The sequence below is a fragment of the Aquirufa ecclesiirivi genome (assembly GCF_011250515.1).
In the GTDB taxonomy this organism is placed as follows: domain Bacteria; phylum Bacteroidota; class Bacteroidia; order Cytophagales; family Spirosomataceae; genus Aquirufa; species Aquirufa ecclesiirivi.
Genome location: NZ_JAANOP010000002.1, coordinates 364505 through 382653, shown reverse-complemented (window position 1 = coordinate 382653; position 18149 = coordinate 364505). Strand labels below are relative to the sequence as shown.

General features: G+C 36.9%; 16 protein-coding genes. 5 read left to right on the top strand and 11 right to left on the bottom strand.

What is annotated here, in order from left to right; translation table 11 throughout:
* Positions 1-3 precede the first annotated feature (3 nt).
* Positions 4-1587 (bottom strand): DHA2 family efflux MFS transporter permease subunit, encoded by a 1584-nt coding sequence (locus tag G9H65_RS04990; protein WP_166374231.1) that lies wholly within the window; start codon positions 1585-1587, stop codon positions 4-6.
* 4 nt (positions 1588-1591) lie between these two features.
* The gene (locus G9H65_RS04985) at positions 1592-2629 is read right to left on the bottom strand and encodes an HlyD family secretion protein (RefSeq protein WP_166374230.1); all 1038 of its coding nucleotides are present in this window, start codon (positions 2627-2629) and stop codon (positions 1592-1594) included.
* A 104-nt stretch (positions 2630-2733) separates the two neighbouring features.
* On the opposite strand from G9H65_RS04985, the gene G9H65_RS04980 reads away from it, so the two are divergent.
* Positions 2734-3234: a MarR family winged helix-turn-helix transcriptional regulator gene (locus tag G9H65_RS04980; RefSeq protein WP_166374229.1), complete on the top strand. Its 501-nt coding sequence runs from the start codon at positions 2734-2736 to the stop codon at positions 3232-3234.
* Between the two features lies 1 nt (position 3235).
* On the opposite strand, the gene G9H65_RS04975 is transcribed toward G9H65_RS04980, so the two are convergent.
* The 4 genes from G9H65_RS04975 to alaS are packed head-to-tail and all read right to left on the bottom strand — an operon-like array spanning position 3236 to position 8910.
* Complete coding sequence (locus G9H65_RS04975) at positions 3236-4669, bottom strand: ATP-dependent DNA helicase (protein WP_166374228.1); 1434 nt, start codon at positions 4667-4669, stop codon at positions 3236-3238.
* A gap of 19 nt (positions 4670-4688) precedes the next feature.
* Positions 4689-5288 carry an aminotransferase class IV gene (locus G9H65_RS04970; protein WP_166374227.1) on the bottom strand — a complete coding sequence of 200 codons (600 nt, stop codon included), beginning with the start codon at positions 5286-5288 and terminating at the stop codon, positions 4689-4691.
* 3 nt (positions 5289-5291) lie between these two features.
* A complete protein-coding gene (locus G9H65_RS04965) occupies positions 5292-6266 on the bottom strand; it encodes an aminodeoxychorismate synthase component I (protein ID WP_166374226.1) in 975 nt (324 codons plus the stop codon).
* Between the two features lie 7 nt (positions 6267-6273).
* The gene (gene alaS / locus G9H65_RS04960) at positions 6274-8910 is read right to left on the bottom strand and encodes an alanine--tRNA ligase (RefSeq protein WP_166374225.1); all 2637 of its coding nucleotides are present in this window, start codon (positions 8908-8910) and stop codon (positions 6274-6276) included.
* A 125-nt stretch (positions 8911-9035) separates the two neighbouring features.
* Here alaS and G9H65_RS04955 point away from each other — a divergent pair, with 125 nt between their 5' ends.
* Both G9H65_RS04955 and dprA read left to right on the top strand, forming a co-directional pair.
* The gene (locus G9H65_RS04955) at positions 9036-9365 is read left to right on the top strand and encodes a MerR family transcriptional regulator (protein WP_166374224.1); all 330 of its coding nucleotides are present in this window, start codon (positions 9036-9038) and stop codon (positions 9363-9365) included.
* 36 nt (positions 9366-9401) lie between these two features.
* Complete coding sequence (gene dprA / locus G9H65_RS04950; protein ID WP_166374223.1) at positions 9402-10502, top strand: DNA-processing protein DprA; 1101 nt, start codon at positions 9402-9404, stop codon at positions 10500-10502.
* A 1-nt stretch (position 10503) separates the two neighbouring features.
* On the opposite strand, the gene pyrE is transcribed toward dprA, so the two are convergent.
* Entirely contained in the window at positions 10504-11142 is a 639-nt protein-coding gene (gene pyrE, locus G9H65_RS04945; protein WP_166374317.1) for an orotate phosphoribosyltransferase, read from the bottom strand.
* Between the two features lie 100 nt (positions 11143-11242).
* Between pyrE and G9H65_RS04940 the strand changes: the two genes are divergently transcribed.
* Positions 11243-11938, top strand: a complete 696-nt coding sequence (locus G9H65_RS04940; RefSeq protein ID WP_166374222.1) for an NUDIX hydrolase — start codon at positions 11243-11245, stop codon at positions 11936-11938.
* Here the strand turns inward: G9H65_RS04940 and coaD are convergent.
* Together coaD and G9H65_RS04930 are read right to left on the bottom strand one after the other, a co-directional pair.
* Positions 11908-12378 (bottom strand): pantetheine-phosphate adenylyltransferase, encoded by a 471-nt coding sequence (coaD, locus tag G9H65_RS04935; RefSeq protein ID WP_166374221.1) that lies wholly within the window; start codon positions 12376-12378, stop codon positions 11908-11910. The genes G9H65_RS04940 and coaD overlap by 31 nt on opposite strands.
* On the bottom strand, positions 12368-13078 hold the full coding sequence (locus G9H65_RS04930; RefSeq protein ID WP_166374220.1) for a DUF3822 family protein: 711 nt from the start codon (positions 13076-13078) through the stop codon (positions 12368-12370). Before G9H65_RS04930 ends, coaD begins: the two co-directional genes overlap by 11 nt.
* A 118-nt stretch (positions 13079-13196) precedes the next feature.
* On the opposite strand from G9H65_RS04930, the gene G9H65_RS04925 reads away from it, so the two are divergent.
* Positions 13197-14810: an ABC-F family ATP-binding cassette domain-containing protein gene (locus G9H65_RS04925; RefSeq protein WP_166374316.1), complete on the top strand. Its 1614-nt coding sequence runs from the start codon at positions 13197-13199 to the stop codon at positions 14808-14810.
* A 123-nt stretch (positions 14811-14933) separates the two neighbouring features.
* Here the strand turns inward: G9H65_RS04925 and G9H65_RS04920 are convergent, their stop codons facing one another.
* A complete protein-coding gene (locus G9H65_RS04920) occupies positions 14934-16325 on the bottom strand; it encodes a Gfo/Idh/MocA family protein (protein WP_166374219.1) in 1392 nt (463 codons plus the stop codon).
* Between the two features lie 108 nt (positions 16326-16433).
* Complete coding sequence (locus G9H65_RS04915; RefSeq protein WP_166374218.1) at positions 16434-18056, bottom strand: NADP-dependent glyceraldehyde-3-phosphate dehydrogenase; 1623 nt, start codon at positions 18054-18056, stop codon at positions 16434-16436.
* Positions 18057-18149: the final 93 nt, after the last annotated feature.

Sequence of the window (18149 nt, the reverse complement as noted above, 5' to 3'; positions counted from 1 at the left end):
TAATTAATGAGCCTCTTCACTCGCTTTCATGATTTTTTCAATTTCTGCTTTGGTTTTCCTTGGGGTACGTAATAACCACAAGAAAGGTAGTATGCACAAGAATAAAATAGAGACCAATCGGAATGTATCTAAGTAGGCCAAATAATAGGCTTGTTTGTTGACCATGGCATCCAATTGGCGATATGCAGCTTCCCCACTTCGGACGAAATCTCCCGTTTTTTGCATCATGTTCTGTGTTAAACCTTGAATTCTCTGTTGGAACAAAGGATTTTCCACTTGAATATTAGCTAATAAATCGGTTCGATGTTGGGCCGCACGATGCGTAGCGTAATTATTGGCCACCGCAATTCCAAAAGCACCTCCTAATTGTCGAATCATATTACTCAAGGCTATTCCTGCCGGATATTCGGCTGGTTGTAGTCCTGCAACAGCTTGATTAATTAAGGGCATTTGTAACATAGCTACCCCCATCATACGCAAGAGGTGCATTGGGAAGAAATCCCAGCGACCCATTTCTGGGGTGGCCGAACCACCAATGAATCCGAAAATGATGAAAATACAAATACCGACTCCCATTACGGGAATGGGTTTGCCACCTAGAGATAGATATTTGGCAATCATTGGAAAGAATAATACTCCCAATAATGTTGGAAACATCAATGATAAACCTGTTTCCGTAGAGCTTAATCCATTAATCCGCTGCACCATGATGGGATAAATGAATACCGAAGTAAATAATCCAAATCCACTGACTAGGTTAAAGACGGTACTCATGGCAAATACCTTATTCTTGAAAATCTTCAAGTTGATTACAGGATGTTCCGTGGTTAACTCTCGCCAAATAAAACCAATGAGGCCAATGGCACACAAGCCTGCCATGGTATTGATGGTTTTTGATTCAAACCAGCTCTCCGATTCTCCTTTTTCTAAGATATATTGTAAGTTTCCAATCCCTACGGCTAGCAATGCGATTCCGATGTAATCGATTTTCATGCTTTGTCGATGTTGACCTTCACCTTCTTTACGATCAATGAATACGATTGTCAGGATGGATGCCAAAATACAAACAGGGATATTGACATAGAAAATATCATTCCATTCATAATTATCCACTAAATACCCACCTAAAACAGGTCCTAAGGATGGCCCCAAGATGATTCCCATGCCAAAAAAACCAGAAGCGGTTGGTCGGTCTTTCACCTCAAATGCGTCAAATAAAATGGCTTGAGAAGTAGAAAGTAAAGCTCCTCCACCAATTCCTTGAATAAATCGCCAAAAGACTAATTCCCAAAGACTATCACTCATCCCACAGAAGTAAGAGGCTATTCCAAAGAGAATCATGGAACCTAAGTAGTAGTTTTTTCTACCAAAATATTCGCCTAAAAATCCCGTCATGGGGATAATGATGACGTTAGCTATCGCATAACTCGTTATCACCCAGGCAATATCTTCAATAGTAGCTCCTAAATTCCCAGCTATTTGGTTGAGTGCCACGTTTACAATAGTGGTATCCAACAACTCCATGACAGCTGCGGTAATCGTCGTGAGTACGATGATGATCTTTGCGAATCCCTGAGGTCTTTGCATTGTATTAGTTTATGGGAACTGATACATCCAATGATAAACCGGCACGTAAAATATCTTTGTATTTATCGGCATTCAATATTTCAATTTTCACTGGGATTCGTTGAGTCACTTTAACAAAGTTTCCTGAGGCATTATCAGGAGGAAGTAGCGTAGTTTTTGCCCCAGTAGATTCAGAAATTGATAAAATACGGCCTGTTAGGGTGATTTCTGGATACGCATCAATTTTTATTTCAGTGGCCATTCCTACCTTTAAAGATTCAACTTGGGTTTCTTTATAGTTTGCAACAACCCAATATCGACTATCATCCATGATGGTCATCAATGGCTGAGAGACTTGAATGAATTGACCTGGTTCTACGGATTTCTTACCGATTTTCCCATCAGCAGGAGCATAGACCTTATTGTAGCTTAGTTTCAGTTTCTGTTGTTGAACCTTTACTTTTTTCAACTTTAAAGCTATTTCAGCTTTATGTAAGGTAGCTTGTAAGATGCCAATTTTCGATTGAGTACTACTTAATTCTGCTTTTGCTCCTTGGTATTTAACTGCACCTTGTTCAGCCAAATCTTGACTATCAATCAATTGTTGCCGTGTTATGGCTTTGGCTGATTCTAAAGCTGCATTTCTAGCGACATCTCGTGTATACTTATTATTCGCCAATTCCGCTGATTTGACCAGACTCTGTTGGGCTTCTATACTTTTCTTTAGATTCGTTACATTTGCTTTTGCACTTTCTATATCAGCTTGCGCTTGTTCTACCTCTACTTGCATTTCTTCTAATGCCAATGCCGCTTCATCAGAATCAATTTCTAATATCAATTGACCTTTTTTAACTTGGTCATAATCATTGACATATACTTTTTTTACAAATCCTGCCATTCTAGGTAAGACTGGAATAAAATAGGCTTCAATTTGAGCATTATCCGTGTCTTCATGAGAAGTGGCATATTGGTATTTCTTATAACCGAAATATCCTCCAATGAGTAAAACTACGGCTAAAATGATTTTTGGGAGATAAGATTTTGGTTTTTGAGAAGTAGACATAGTACAATTATTTTGTAACAAAGTAAAGAAGCTTATAGAACAAAGTCAAGTTGGTTGACTAGTTATTAATTTTTAGTATTTTAGCGTGATTGAAAAATCTTATTATGTATCAAAATACACCAACTGATTATTCCAAACACATGTTTTTATCTAGGCTTTTGGTAAAGTCTTATCGCATTGTACAATCAATGAACGGTACTTTTTTAAGAAGTTTAGGTTATGAAAACTTCAAAATAGGGCATATCATTGTTTTAATGAATCTTGCTGAACAGGGAGTTACTTCGACTGATTTGGCCAAAATAGCAAAAATAAGTAAGCAAGCTATGAGTAAGTTGGTAAATGAATTAATCCAAGAAGGATACATCATTTCTACTAACAATCCTCATGATTTACGTTCTTCTTTTTTATTTTGTACAGAGAAAGGTAATCAATTTTTAGAAGATTTAATGAAATCGAGAGCGCATATTGAACAAAAATTTGCTGAAATAGTAGGTCAAGAGCGATTGGTGGAGTTAAATCAATTATTATCGGAAATTGTTTCTCACTACGATGATTTAGAGAGTATAGATTCGATAAATGACAAGATAGCTGGAACAAAAATCTAGGTTAGGGGAAAAATCGCTCATGAAAATTGACCAAAAATAGTTCATGAGTGGCGCGCGTTATAGCTGTATATAACCAGCGGATGTATTCTGCATCTATTTGTTCTTCTTTAAGATAACCTTGATCCACAAAAACGGCTTTCCATTGTCCTCCTTGAGATTTGTGGCAGGTTAATGCATAAGCAAATTTTACTTGAAGCGCATTTAAATATGGGTCTTTTCGAATGGCTTCCATTCTTTCTTTTTTCTTGGTTATATGGGCATAATCTTCACAAACCGAATCATACAATTTTTTATTGGCTTCTTTGCCTAAAGCAGATTCAGCTGAATGAAGTGTATCTAATAAAATTTTGGCCTCCACCTCAGGATGATCTTCATAATCACACAAACGTAGACTTACGTTCAGAAAACGAAAACCATGCATGTCTTCCTGCTTTTTGATTTTCATCACTTCCACAAAATCTCCATTGGCTAAGAATCCAGCTGGAGAATCTTCATCTAGCCAATGGTAATTATTTCGAACAATCATCAATAAATCTCCACTGCTAATTTCATCTTCTTGGTATAAAATGCATCTCCGTACAAATTCATTGTATTGAACGGCACTTTTATTCGATCTTGTAAGCAAAATGGTTTCTTCTTTTCCAAATTTCCTATAGGCATACTGCATCCCATCTTCTACCTTTTCACCTGTCATTTTGAAAAAATCTTTAAATGATTTGGTATTAAATTGGATCTGTTGTGAAGATTGATTCAATAATTCTCGCAGATTGGTGGCATTGTATAAAATTCCAGAATGTATGTCTTGACGCATCACATCCGTTAATTCATGGTCCAATACTTCCATGTGGAATTCATTGCTGATATAATCTTTAGATAGGGCAGGAGAAAGGCTCTTTCCTACGGGGGGTAATTGAGCTGTATCACCTACAAATATCAATTTATTACCGGTATGCCCATTTTCTGGATTAGTAAATACATATTCAATTAAATCCGTTAATAAGCTATTGGTACCAAAATCAGATTCATCGGTTATCATGGACGCTTCATCCACAATGAAAACGGTGTTGGTCGCATAGTTATTCATTCGTTGAAATACGAGTGCCCCTGAATTAGGGTTGCTGACTTGTCGGTAAATTTTCTTGTGGATCGTAAAGGCCTTTTTCTTGGCATAATTGGCCATGACCTTTGCTGCCCGACCGGTTGGAGCTAGCAATTGAGTTTTATAACCGAAACTTGATAAAATTTTAATGAGGGTGGAAATAACCGTCGTTTTCCCAGTTCCAGCATATCCTTTGATGATGAAAGTGAGGGCTCCCCATTCATCTTTATTCACAATAAAATCATTCAATTTCTGAAATAGTGCCGTTTGAGAAGGTGTGGGCTCAAAGGGAAACTTTTGATGCAACAGAAAAGAAGGACTTTTGGAAGGATTCATGTCTTAAAGAAGACACAATTTACACAATTGCATTGGGAAGCAAAAGCGCATCAGTATCTGAAAGTGGCCTAAATACATTGATGAGGCAGATGTGGCTATATTCACTTAACTCCGAAATCCAAATGTCTTTTTCCACTAATACTTGTTCATCAATTAATCTTCTTCGAGTAGTGCCCCAATGTAAAGGGTCTTTGGGGGTATACCAGGTATCCCCTTTTTTAAATGCCAAATTTGCTATACTGGAATCTTGTAATTTACCATGTTTAGAAAAAATGATATCATCTGCTTCTGGATGATCAGCTACTTTTTTGAGAATATGTGATCGATCAGCATATTTAAAAAAATATTCAAAATCATCGGTATTGACGATAGCTAAATGCTTGATATTTTTCGATTTATAGGGAATAAACTCGTGAAATTCCCATTCCGTTTGATAGACTAGTCGTGCCCGATAGCTACCCGATTGGGGTAATTCTAAACTAGCAAAATAATCTTGGATATTTAAAACAGGAGTGTCGGGAAAGTAATAATGAAAGACATCATTAATTCTTTTTTGATGATAATTTAGATGAAGTGTTTCGCCATTCAATACATGAACAGTCTCTAAAAATGTGGGCATTATTTAAATAGCTAGATAAACTTTTTGGATTAATTCCAAATACTCCTTTTCAGGATCTGAAAAGACGGTAATTCCTCCTCCACTTTTAAAAACTAGCTTTTGGTTAATTTGTTCTATAAATCTAATTAAAACTCCTGAATATAAGGAAGTTCCATCAAATTTTCCCATTATTCCCGTATAAAACCCTCGGTTGTAACCTTCCGCTTTTTCTATTATTTCCATAGTCGCATGTTTGGGAGCACCTGTAATGGAACCTGCTGGCAACAGGGCTTTTAAAATACTTCCAAATTTATGCTGAAAATGGGGCATTAATTCTCCCGAAATCAGGGAAGACATTTGCCATAAATCTTGACTATGCGTCTTTACTTGTTCAATGTACTGGTATTTTTCAACTTGTATAGGAAATGCCACCCGACTGATGTCATTGCGTATCAAATCAACAATAGTCGCATGTTCAGCCTGTTCTTTAGCATCTATAAGTAAGTCTTCAGGATGGTTTTTTTCATTCGCTGCCAATGTCCCTTTCATGGGAAAAGCTTGAATTTTATTATTTTCAATATGAATGAATGGTTCTGGCGAGAATACAACCAATTGGTCTTGAATGAGTAATTTATATTTAGCCTTGGTATGTAGATAAATATCCTCTAAACTTAGATTGGTTTGAATTGGGGTAGGAAAAGTTAAATTAACCAAAAAGGAATCACCCCGTTTTAATCCAGCTTGAACCTGGTGAAATTTAACTAAGTATTCTTGATAGCTTATTGGGAATTTTTCAAAATGGATAGGGCCTGGGAAATAAGGGATTTTGTTATTGTTAAATTCCAATGAAATACCCCAAGTTTTTGCTTCTTCTTCGCTTCCCCACCAAACTTTTTCTCCTTTATAATCACAAATAAACACAAATGGACGTCCCTCCAAACCCCATTGATCCATGCCTTCAACAGCTTGATCTAAGGAGATAAAAGGGATGTCCTTCATGGTAATTTTAAATGAATTGTTGAGCCAGTTTTATTACTTGGGGTATTCCTTGAGGGTTTTGTCCACCGGCTGTAGCCAAAAATGCTTGTCCACCACCTCCACCTTGTACCTCTTTTGCTAAATCACGTATGATTTTACCAGCATCCAATGATTTGTTTGCGACTAATTCTTTGGAAATAGCTAGAGCTAAACTAGCTTTCCCATCTATTTCCGCTACCAATAGACAGAATAAATTTTGATGTTCATTGCTCAAATCAAAAGCCAAATTTTTCAAGGCATCTGCCTGAGGTACCGCCACTTGTTGAATCAAGTAGAGCAATTCACCTTTGCCTAAAATCTGTTGAGTCAATTCAGCTTTCAATAACTTGATCTCATTCGCTTGGTATTGAGCAATGGTTTTTTGTAAGCTAGAATTTTGTTCGATCAAACTAGCCACAGCTTTGACAATATCTTTTGGGGCTTTTAAAAGCTCAATTATTTGATCTAATTGATTCGCTTGTTGATTTAATAAATCAAAGGCTTTTTGAGACGTTACTGCTTCAATTCGTCTAACACCCGTAGCGACTGAACTTTCTGATAATATCTTAAATAAGGCAATCTCACCGGTGGATTTCACATGTGTTCCTCCACAAAGTTCAACGGAATAAGTAGGGTCAAATGTAATCACACGAACAAAATCACCGTATTTTTCGCCAAATAATGCCATGGCACCTTTATCTTTTGCCTGTGAAATCGGTACATTTCTTTCTTCCACTAGGGGAATATTGGCAGCAATTTTGGTATTCACCATATCTTCAATCTGCTTCAATTCTTCATCTGTAACTTTTTGAAAATGAGAGAAATCGAAACGCAATAATTGCTCATTGACTAAGCTACCTTTTTGTGCTACGTGCTTACCAAGAATTTGTTGTAATGCAGCCTGCATTAAGTGCGTGGAGCTATGATGACTCGTAATGGCATTTCTACGGCTTTCATCGATTTGCGCCACAACTTCCTCCTCCTGAGCTAGTTCTTCAATGCTCGAATCAGTAGTCCAATGAACAATTAAATCATTTTCCTTTTTAGTATCTGAGATGGCAATACGTTTTCCTGATTTATTGAAATACATAAATCCAGAATCACCAACTTGTCCTCCCGACTCAGCGTAGAATGGAGTACTTTCTAACACAATTTTATATTGTATTCCAGCTTTATTCTGTACTTTTTGGTATTTCACCACACGGGTGGTCCAGGTAGTATGATCGTATCCAACAAAAGAGATTTCATCACTATCAAATAAGTTTACCCAATCTTCTGCACTTGCACCAGCGTCTTTTCTTGAACGATTTTTTTGAGCATTCAAGGCTTGTTGGAATCCTGGTTCATCAATATCCATGCCTTTCTCACGGGCTATTAAGGCAGTTAAATCTACAGGAAATCCATATGTATCGTTTAGTTCGAAGACATCTTCACCCGTTAAAATTTGGGTTCCTTTGGCTTGAGTTTCTTCCATTAATTTATCCAAGCGAACTAATCCTGTTGAAAGCGTTCTTAGGAATGATACTTCTTCCTCGTAGATTACTTTTGCTACAAAGGCTTCTTGCGAAATAAGCTCGTCAAATACACCGCTAAACTGTTGAGCCAACAATGGAATTAATTCATGCATAAAAGGCTCTTTGAAGCCTAAATAAGTGTAGCCATAACGTACGGCACGACGTAAAATTCGACGAATGACATAGCCAGCTTTGGCATTGGAAGGTAATTGTCCATCAGAAATAGAAAAGGCGATGGCCCGAATATGGTCAGCAATAACTCGCATAGCGATGTCCGTCCATTGATCTTGTCCATAAGCTATTCCGCTTTTCTTAGCTAGATGCTGAATGCTTCCTTGGAATACATCCGTATCATAATTGGATTGTTTCCCTTGAATCGCCATGCATAGACGTTCAAACCCCATTCCTGTATCCACGTGTTTAGAAGGTAGAGAAACCAAAGAACCATCTGCCATACGCTCGAACTGCATGAACACATTGTTCCATATTTCAACTACCTGAGGATGATCTGCATTCACTAATGATTTACCCGGAATTCGATCAACTTCATCTTGATTTCTAAGGTCTATATGTATTTCGGAACAAGGACCGCATGGACCCGTTTCGCCCATTTCCCAAAAATTATCTTTTTTATTACCTAGGATAATTCGTTCTTCTCCAACAATGGCTTTCCAAATATCAAAAGCCTCTTGATCAAAAGGAACCCCATCTTTGGCATCTCCTTCAAATACGGATACATATATACGCTCTTTGGGTAGCTTATAAACTTCGGTTAATAATTCCCAAGACCATGCCAAAGCTTCTTTTTTAAAATAATCTCCAAAAGACCAATTGCCCAACATTTCAAACATGGTATGGTGGTAGGTATCAAAACCGACATCCTCTAGGTCATTATGCTTTCCAGAAACACGCAAACATTTTTGTGTATCAGCAATTCTTTTCGAAGGAGGAGTGCCATTTCCCAAGAAAAAATCCTTGAATTGGGCCATACCTGAGTTATTAAATAATAGGGTAGGGTCATTCTTGGCTACTAATGGAGCAGATGGTACAATTAAATGTCCTTTCGATTGAAAAAAAGCTAAAAATTGCTGGCGGATCTCCGTTGAAGTCATTGGTTTAATATCGAAATTATGGGTAATTTTATTTTTCCTGATTTTTCTAATCAAAGGAAGTGCAAAATTACATGATTTTATTCGAATTCTAGATTTTGCAATAGAACAAGGTGTTAATTTATTCGATGGAACAGTTTAATAAGCAATATTATTCAATATCTGAGGTAGCCGAGATTTTCAAGGTGAAAACTTCCAAATTGAGGTATTGGGAAACGCAATTTCCCCATTTGATGCCGAAACGCAGATCCAGTGGTATTAGAAAATACACGCCAGAGGATATAGAGAAGATCAAAGTGCTCATACAGTTGATCGATGAAAAGGGCTTAACCATCGAAGGGGCCAAGCAAGCTATCAACCATCGAGGAGAAGCAAAAAACATCAATACGCCTTTAATTAATCAGTTAACTGAAATTCGACAGTTTTTACAAGGGCTACGCGAGGATTTGGGTGAATGATTTTTTTCTTTCGGGAAATGTTTCATTTAAAGCCCGATGGAAGAAGAAAAAGTATTCCAAATTGCCCTTAGTTTAGTTCCTCAGATTGGAATCGTACATGCTCGACGATTAATCTCCTACATAGGTTCTGCCAAACAAGTTTTCCTTTCAACTACTTCCACTTTGCAGAAAGTTCCGCATATCGGACCCATGATTGCTCATGAAATCAAGTTCAATCAGGTCTTGAGCGAGGCAGAAAAGATATATTCGGATTGTCAAAAGGAGCAAATAAGGCTATTTTTTTATTTGGATGAAGGATATCCAAATCGATTAAAGCAATTATACGACGCTCCCTTATTGCTGTATTTTAAAGGGAATGTGAATTTTCAGCATGATAAAGTGATGGCTTTGGTGGGAACAAGGAAAGCCACCGAATATGGTCGTGAAATGACCTATCAAATTGTGAAGGATTCTGTCGATGATGAGGTAATTTTTGTGAGTGGCTTAGCTTATGGAATCGATATCGCTTTACATCAAGCTTGCATTGAATTAAAAGTCCCTACCATTGCGGTTTTGGCAGGAGGCTTTCAACGCATTTATCCCTCTTTACATATTAAATATGCCCATCAAATGATGGAAATGGGAGGTATTTTGTCAGAACATCCATTTCATCAAAAGCCCGACCCAAGATTTTTTCCTTTGCGAAATCGAATTATTGCGGGTATGTCAGATGCCACCATTGTGGTCGAAGCAGCGGAAAAAGGAGGAGCTTTGATCACTGCAGAATATGCTAATAATTACCATCGTGATGTGTTTGCTGTTCCTGGGAATTTACAAAAAGTATTTTCAGAAGGCTGCAATCGGTTGATTCTAAAAAATCAGGCAACCATTTATACAGATTGGGAGACTTGTAAGGAGCAGCTTAACTGGCAATCCAATCCAGATAAAATAGTTAAAAATAAAAGCTTGTTATGGAGTAGATTGACGGATGATGAAAGTCAAATTTTGTCTTTACTTCATCAAGAGAAGGTATTGGCTTTGGATGAAATAGCTTGGAAGTTGCAGAAAGGAGTCAATCAACTGGCAATGCTTTTATTAAACTTGGAGTTTCAAGGTTTTATAAAAACATTGCCAGGGCATCGATATGGACTAAAATGATTTATTTGCGCCACTCGCTAGGGTTAATTCGCCAATCTTGTAATGTCATTAATTGAGTTTCAGTGACGTGATTTAATTTAACGGCCTCATCAATTAATACATCATAGTTACTTAGTGTGATACAAGGTATCCCGTGGTTTTTGAAATTTTCTTCTGCAATTTGGAAACCATAGGTAAAGATGGCTACCATTCCCAAAACTTCAGCGCCTGCTTCTTGTAAGGCTGCCGCCGCTTTTAAGGAACTACCTCCTGTAGAAATTAAGTCTTCGATTAAAACTACTTTTTGACCCTTTTCAATATGACCTTCAATCTGATTACCCATGCCATGTTTTTTAGGCTCAGGTCGAACATAACAAAATGGAAGATCTAAATAATCGGCAACCAATGCTCCTTGAGCAATACCTGCGGTAGCTACACCAGCAATAATTTCTACGTCCGAAAAATAGGCCTTTACAGCAGCTGATAAACAATTTTTGATGTAAGTTCTAACTGTTGGATAGGATAGAGAAATGCGATTGTCACAATAAATCGGTGAATTCCATCCAGAAGCCCATTTAAATGGTTGATCAGGTCTTAATTGAATCGCTTTTACGCTTAATAAATGTTGGGCTACTTCTTGTGAAATGGTAAAATCAGGCATATGAATTTGTTTCAAAGATTATATGTACAAAAATAGTTTATTCAAGTTATCTTTCATTATTTAATTCTATTTTTGCCAACTTAAATTCTGAAATCCATACATGATACTGTTTATTGACGACCGTCCGATTCGCATTTACAAGGAATCTAAAAAACATGCCATTCCGATGGGTGATGAATTTGAATTGGTGATTGATGCGCGCCTTCAGCCAGTACGATTGGCAGATTTTAAAGGTCATACTTGTATTTTAAATTTGACCTTAGATCAGATGGAAAAGTTGATACATGGATTGCATCAAAAATCAGGTGCTTCTTTTGATTCAGTTTATATCCTCGTTCAAGATATTAAGCCATTTAAGCAGCGTATTTTTGGTATGTATCAATTACTGGAAGCTGCAGGAGGTGTGGTACTCAATTCAGAAGATAAAGTTCTGTGGATGTTGCGCTTAGGTAAATGGGATTTACCCAAAGGGAAATTAGAAAAAGGAGAGAAATTTAAAAAAGCAGCAGTTAGGGAAGTGGAGGAGGAATGTAATGTAAAGGCTGTGTTAGAACAAAAACTTTGTACAACTTATCATACCTATACCCATAAAAACCAGCGTATTTTAAAGAGAACGAAATGGTATTTAATGAGTTCCATTGGGAATACGAAACTGATTCCACAAAAGGAGGAAAATATTGAAAAAGTAGAGTGGTTGGGAACAGCAGCTATGAATAAAGCCATGACGAATACATATAGCTCAATACGTTATGTTATTCATCGATTTCAATTGCTTTGTTCTTCTTCCAAATTATAAGGTAAATATTGATTGATGGAGCTCCCATATCGATGTAAATCTCGAATGATGGTAGAGCTAATAGGTGCCAAGTGTGGAGAAGTAATTAAAAATACGGTCTCTAATTCTTCATTGATATGCCTATTTACTTGCGAAATGGAGTTTTCATATTCAAAATCAGTGGTATTTCTTAACCCTCTGATAATGAATCTTGCTCCTACCTCTTTAGCCACGGTAGCTGTTAAATTTTGATAGGTAACCACCCGAATGGGTTTTCCTTCAAATGACTTTTCGATTGCTTCTTTCATTTTTTCCAATGAAAAATAGCGGGCCTTACTGGAATTATGACCTATTCCAATGACAATTTCATCAAACAGAGCTAATGCCCTTAAAACGATATCTTCATGGCCTTTGGTGAAAGGATCAAAAGAACCTGGAAAAAAAGCTGTTCTATGCTTCATGTGAATAAGTTGGGGTGTAAATCCTGAGTGGAATTAATTCCTCAGCCAAAGTTGCATCAACTTCACCCAACCATTGTATGCTGGATGAATTCCATTTTATCAAATAACTATCTCGTATCGAATGGATGTAAAAAGCGAGTTCAGTTGCCTTAGAAAAGGTGAAAATATTGGCTAAAGTCAATTTTCCAGATTTCCGAAGAACAATGTATGCTTGTTGCTGATGTATATATATACTTAATCCGTTTTCTTGAGAATTATTAATTAAATCTTCTAATGGATGCTGATAAGTAATTTGGGATAATGGAAACCAGTAACTCAGTAAATCCTTCCATTCACTGGGAACTAAAAAAAGCAAATTGGCAGCTTCAGAAGCGATATTTTGAACTTGAATTTCTTGACCCACTAAGGTTTCTTCTCCTAAAGCTTTTTCCAAAAAACCGATTCGATAGATGGGGCTATCGTATTTTTGAGGAATAAGTAAAAAATGTTGATGACAAATATGAACTCGGACAAAATTTAATTGGGAAGGTGAAATACCTTTTTTCTCCCAAAAATCTTTTTGAATTTTGGTCGATTTATTCCACTCAATATGCCCTTGAAGGACGCCTAAGCCATCATTAAACGCCAACCCATCCTTATGTAAATAGACATGAAGCGTATGGATGTTGTTAGCAGAAGTAGCATTATTCAAATTTTCCAAGGCATTTGATTGGTATAGAGGTTGAAATTGCAAAAAAAATATGGGATAGGAATAAAAATATTCATTTTTTTCTAGGCTCAAAATGAGTAATTTTGCGCCTTATTTAATTAATTACGCTATGTTGCAGGTGTCTAATGTTTCCCTAAGATTTGGGAAAAGAGTGTTATTTGAAGAGGTAAATATCAAATTTACGGAAGGGAACTGTTATGGATTAATCGGCGCCAATGGAGCAGGTAAATCGACGTTTTTAAAGATACTTTCTGGTGAAATAGATTCTCAAACAGGAAGTATTAGCATGAATCCTGGTGAGCGTATGTCGATTCTTAAACAGAATCACTTTGAATTCGAAGATTTCCCTGTATTACAAACGGTGATTATGGGAAATAAGCGTTTGTATGATATCATGTTGGAAAAGGACGCCATCTATATGAAGGAGGACTTTACAGAAGCTGATGGAAATAAAGCGGCTGATTTAGAAGCCGAATTTGCTGAGTTAAACGGATGGGAAGCAGAATCAGAGGCGGCTACTTTATTGAGTGGTTTAGGGATCAAAGAGGATATTCATTATTCTTTATTAAAGGATATCAATGGATCGGAGAAGGTGAAGGTGCTATTAGCTCAAGCTTTATTCGGTAACCCGGATATATTATTGTTAGATGAGCCTACCAACAACTTGGATATTGATTCCATCATGTGGTTGGAAGGGTATTTGCAGAATTTTAAAAATACGGTGATTGTTGTTTCGCACGACAGACACTTTTTAGATAATGTATGTACGCACATTGCTGACCTAGATTTTGGAAAGATTCAGTTGTATGGTGGAACCTATACATTTTGGTATGAATCATCTCAATTAGCTGCAAGACAGCGTACTGATCAAAATAAGAAAACGGACGAGAAACGTAAAGAATTGGAAGAATTCATTCGCCGATTCTCTGCAAACGTGGCTAAATCCAAACAGGCTACGGCACGCCAGAAAATGTTGGATAAACTACAAGTGGAGGATATTAAACCTTCTTCCCGAAAATATCCCTTCATCAATTTTAAGCCAGAGCGTGAAGCTGGTGATCAGTTATTGAGTGTAGAAAATTTGTCATATAAAACAGAGGAAGGAATTACTTTGTTCTCTAATTTATCTTTTACCATTAATAAAGGAGATAAAGTGGCCTTTTTAGCGAAAGATTCCTTAGCTATTACTGCTTTATTTGATATTTTGATGGGAGAAAGAAAAGCCAGTGCAGGAGATTTTAAATGGGGAGTAACAACAACACAAACCTATTTACCCAACGATAATGCGTCCTATTTTAAAGATGATTCTTTGAATTTAGTGGATTGGTTACGCCAATATTCAAGTGAAAAAGATGAAAGTTTTATCCGTGGTTTCCTTGGAAGAATGTTGTTTTCGGGAGATGAAGCCTTGAAAAAATGTACGGTAATTTCTGGAGGAGAAAAGCAACGTTGTATGTTCTCTCGAATGATGTTATCAGGCGCGAACGTCTTATTGTTTGATGAGCCAACCAATCACTTGGATTTGGAATCAATTACGGCTTTGAACAACGGAATGATGGAGTTTCAAGGTACTATTTTATTCACTTGTCATGACCACCAATTAACGAATACAGTGGCCAATCGTGTCATTGAACTAGGTGCAAAATCTTGTTTGGATAAATTAATGACCTATGATGAATTCATTAGTGATAATACAGTAAAATTACAACGAGTTAATTTGTAAACTTAGTATTGTCAACTTAGATTTGTCAACTTTTAAAAAGTTGACAAATCTCTAAGTTGAAAGTTCACAAAGTTATCAATATCCTCGATAATTTTATTGTAACATATTGATAATCAGTATCGATTACTTGGATTTCTTCACTTTCATATTCAAAGCATCCCATTCAATTGGCTTACCAATTTCTACAGAAGTGTTACATAATACCGAAGGCCCTGCCGCTCTCAATCCAAAAGAAGCATCTTCAAATACAGGTTTTCCTGTTCTAATCGAATCAAAGAAATTAATAAAGTGGTCTAAACGGTCATCGTAACCTTGAGGTGCATTGAATTCTATTTCGTCAAGTACTTTCATTCTTCTATCATCTGGACTATACTTGGCATTATAATCAGCCAACATGGCATCTTGCATGGCTTTTGGGAAACTTTCTAAGGAATCGTATCCTCCCATACTTGCTACTTTTGCTCTTTTAAAATGCTTGATTTTAATACCTCTATTTTTTACTTCAATTACTCCCTCGGTACCAATTAATCGAGTTCCTTCTCCTCCTCCTGCACCATCGGCTAAATTAACGCGGGTCATGAATTGAAATGCATTATGATTTTCTGTTTTACCGTAGGTCATAAAACCAGTTAGTAAATCATAAGCATCACGTCCATCTTTCCAATAATTAAGAGCTCCTTGAGCATAAATTCGTTCAGGCCCTAATGAATTAGTTACCGTATGTAAACCCGTCACATTATGAACAAATAAATCACCAGCTACCCCTGTACCATATGCTTTGTAATTTCTCCAACGGAAAAATCGGACAGGATCAAATGCTACTTTTGGAGCATCTCCTAAAAACATATCCCAGGATACTGTATTTAAACTAGCATCCGTAGGAATGGAATATTGCCATGCACCATTGGCTGAATTTCGATCTGTATATGCTTCTACATAAGTAATCTCACCTATGGTTCCTTGTTGATAATGCTTTCGAGCCTCTTGAAATACAACAGAGCTTGCTCGCTGAGATCCAACTTGCAAAACTTTACCACTGGCTTTTTGTGCAGCCACTACAGCTAAGCCCTCCTCTACATGGTGTACCATGGGTTTTTCACAATACACATGTTTGCCTGCTTTAAGTGCGTCTATGGTGATATGATCATGCCAATGGTCACTGGTACAAACTAACACAGCATCGATATCTTTTCGGGCTAAAATTTCTTTGTAATTTCTAGTGACAAAAATATCTTTACCCCATTTTTCCTGAGCTCTATCTAATCTTCCTTGGTATAAATCAGCAACAGCTACAAGTTCTACCCCAGGGACTTTAAGTGCAGTAGTCGTATCGTAATGTCCAATAATACCCGATCCAATCAATCCTATACGAATTGTATCATTTGGACTAACTTTGATCTTTTCTAATATCTGAGCTAAAGGTCTTTCATCAGCTCCAAGCAATGGAATCCCTCCCAATAGGAGTGAAGTACCAGCACTGAGCGATTGAATAAATTGTCGTCTACTTTTTTCCATGTGTTTGAAGCTTTTGTGTTTTCCAAATTACAAATTATCTGGAAATAAAAAACCCTAATCTAACCTGCTAAGGAAAAATTAGGGTTTAGGAAAACATTCGAAAACTATTTATAGAATAAATCGAGTAGACAAGAAGTTAGATTGTTGGTTTTCAACAATTTGATTCACAATGTCCTTATTCGCCTGAGTCGCTTTAGTCGCTACTACTGTACGAATGGAGAAGGAACGTAATGCCGCTGTAACGGATAATGTACCTTCAGCAGAATCTTTACGACCTGTGAATGGGAAAGAATCCGGTCCACGCTGACATTGAGCATTGATATTAACACGAGATACTTGATTTACGGTTTCATCAATCAAAGCAGAAATCTGATTAGGATCTGTTCCAAATATAGCTACTTGCTGTCCATGTGAAGATTCATGTATGTAGTCTATAGGTACATTGATATCATCAAATGGTACTACGGGAACCACAGGTCCAAATTGCTCTTCAGACCATACTTTCATTTTCTTATTTACTGGATACAATAAAGCCGGGAAGAATAATGATTTAGCATTTTCTCCACCATGTTTATTCAATACTTTAGCTCCATGTAATTTAGCGTCCTCAATCAATTCCTTCAAATAGGCAGGCTTATTCGGCTCAGGAAGAGGGGTGATTTGAACACCTGGTTCCCAGACCATTCCTACTTTGATAGCTTCGATTTTTTCCGCTAATCCTTTATTAAATGCATCTGCCAAGCTGCTATGAACAAAGATGATTTTAATAGCTGTACAACGTTGACCATTGAAAGATAATGAACCTAATAAACATTCATTTATCGCATTATCCAATTGTGCACTTTCTGTCACAATGGCCGCATTTTTAGCATCTAAACCTAAAATGGCACGTAAACGATTCACCTTAGGGTGCATTTTCTTTAATTTATCTGCTACTTTAGATGATCCAATTAACGTTAAAACATCAATTTTACCCGACTCCATCAATTGTGGAATGATGGAATTTCCACGACCGTATAAGGTATTAATTACACCTGCAGGGAATGATTCTCTAAATGCTTCTAATAATGGGTAGTGTAATAAAGTACCGTGTTTCGGTGGTTTGAATAAAACCGTATTACCCATGATTAATGCTGGGATCAAGGTGGTAAAAGTTTCATTCAATGGGTAATTAAAAGGTCCCATACACAATACCACACCTAAAGGGGAACGGCGAACCTGACCGATAATACCTTCTTCAATTAAAAATGTGGAAGAATTTCTATCAATATCTTTTAAAGCTCCTATGGTATCGTAAATGTATTGAACTGTTCTGTCAAATTCTTTTTGAGAGTCAGTCAATGATTTACCGATTTCCCACATCAATAATTTAACGACTTCATCACGCTTCAATATCATCTTTTGTGTGAATTTCTCCACACATTCTATACGCTTATCAACTGACATAGATGGCCATTCTCCTCGGCCATTTGAGTAGGCTTTGACACCTGCATAAAGCACCTCCATGGCATCAGTAGCATCCGTAATAGGGTATGAACCAATTCGCTTCGGTTCAAATCCTTTATCTGATTTGATATAAATCGGAGACCAAACATCTTGAGTTTTGCCTTTCCATTGGCGCATCTCTCCATTCACTAAATATTCTTTTTGTTCGATCGGTTTGACCAAATCATATTCTTTTGGAATTTCTCCTTCTTTGGGAAACAGTTTTTCTAATTCACTCGATTGCATAGGTTATATTTTTATGGTCGCAAATTTCAGCTATTTGAACTATTCAAAGAATTCATGGCATGTAATATTTGAATAGTAATACTATTTTTAAAA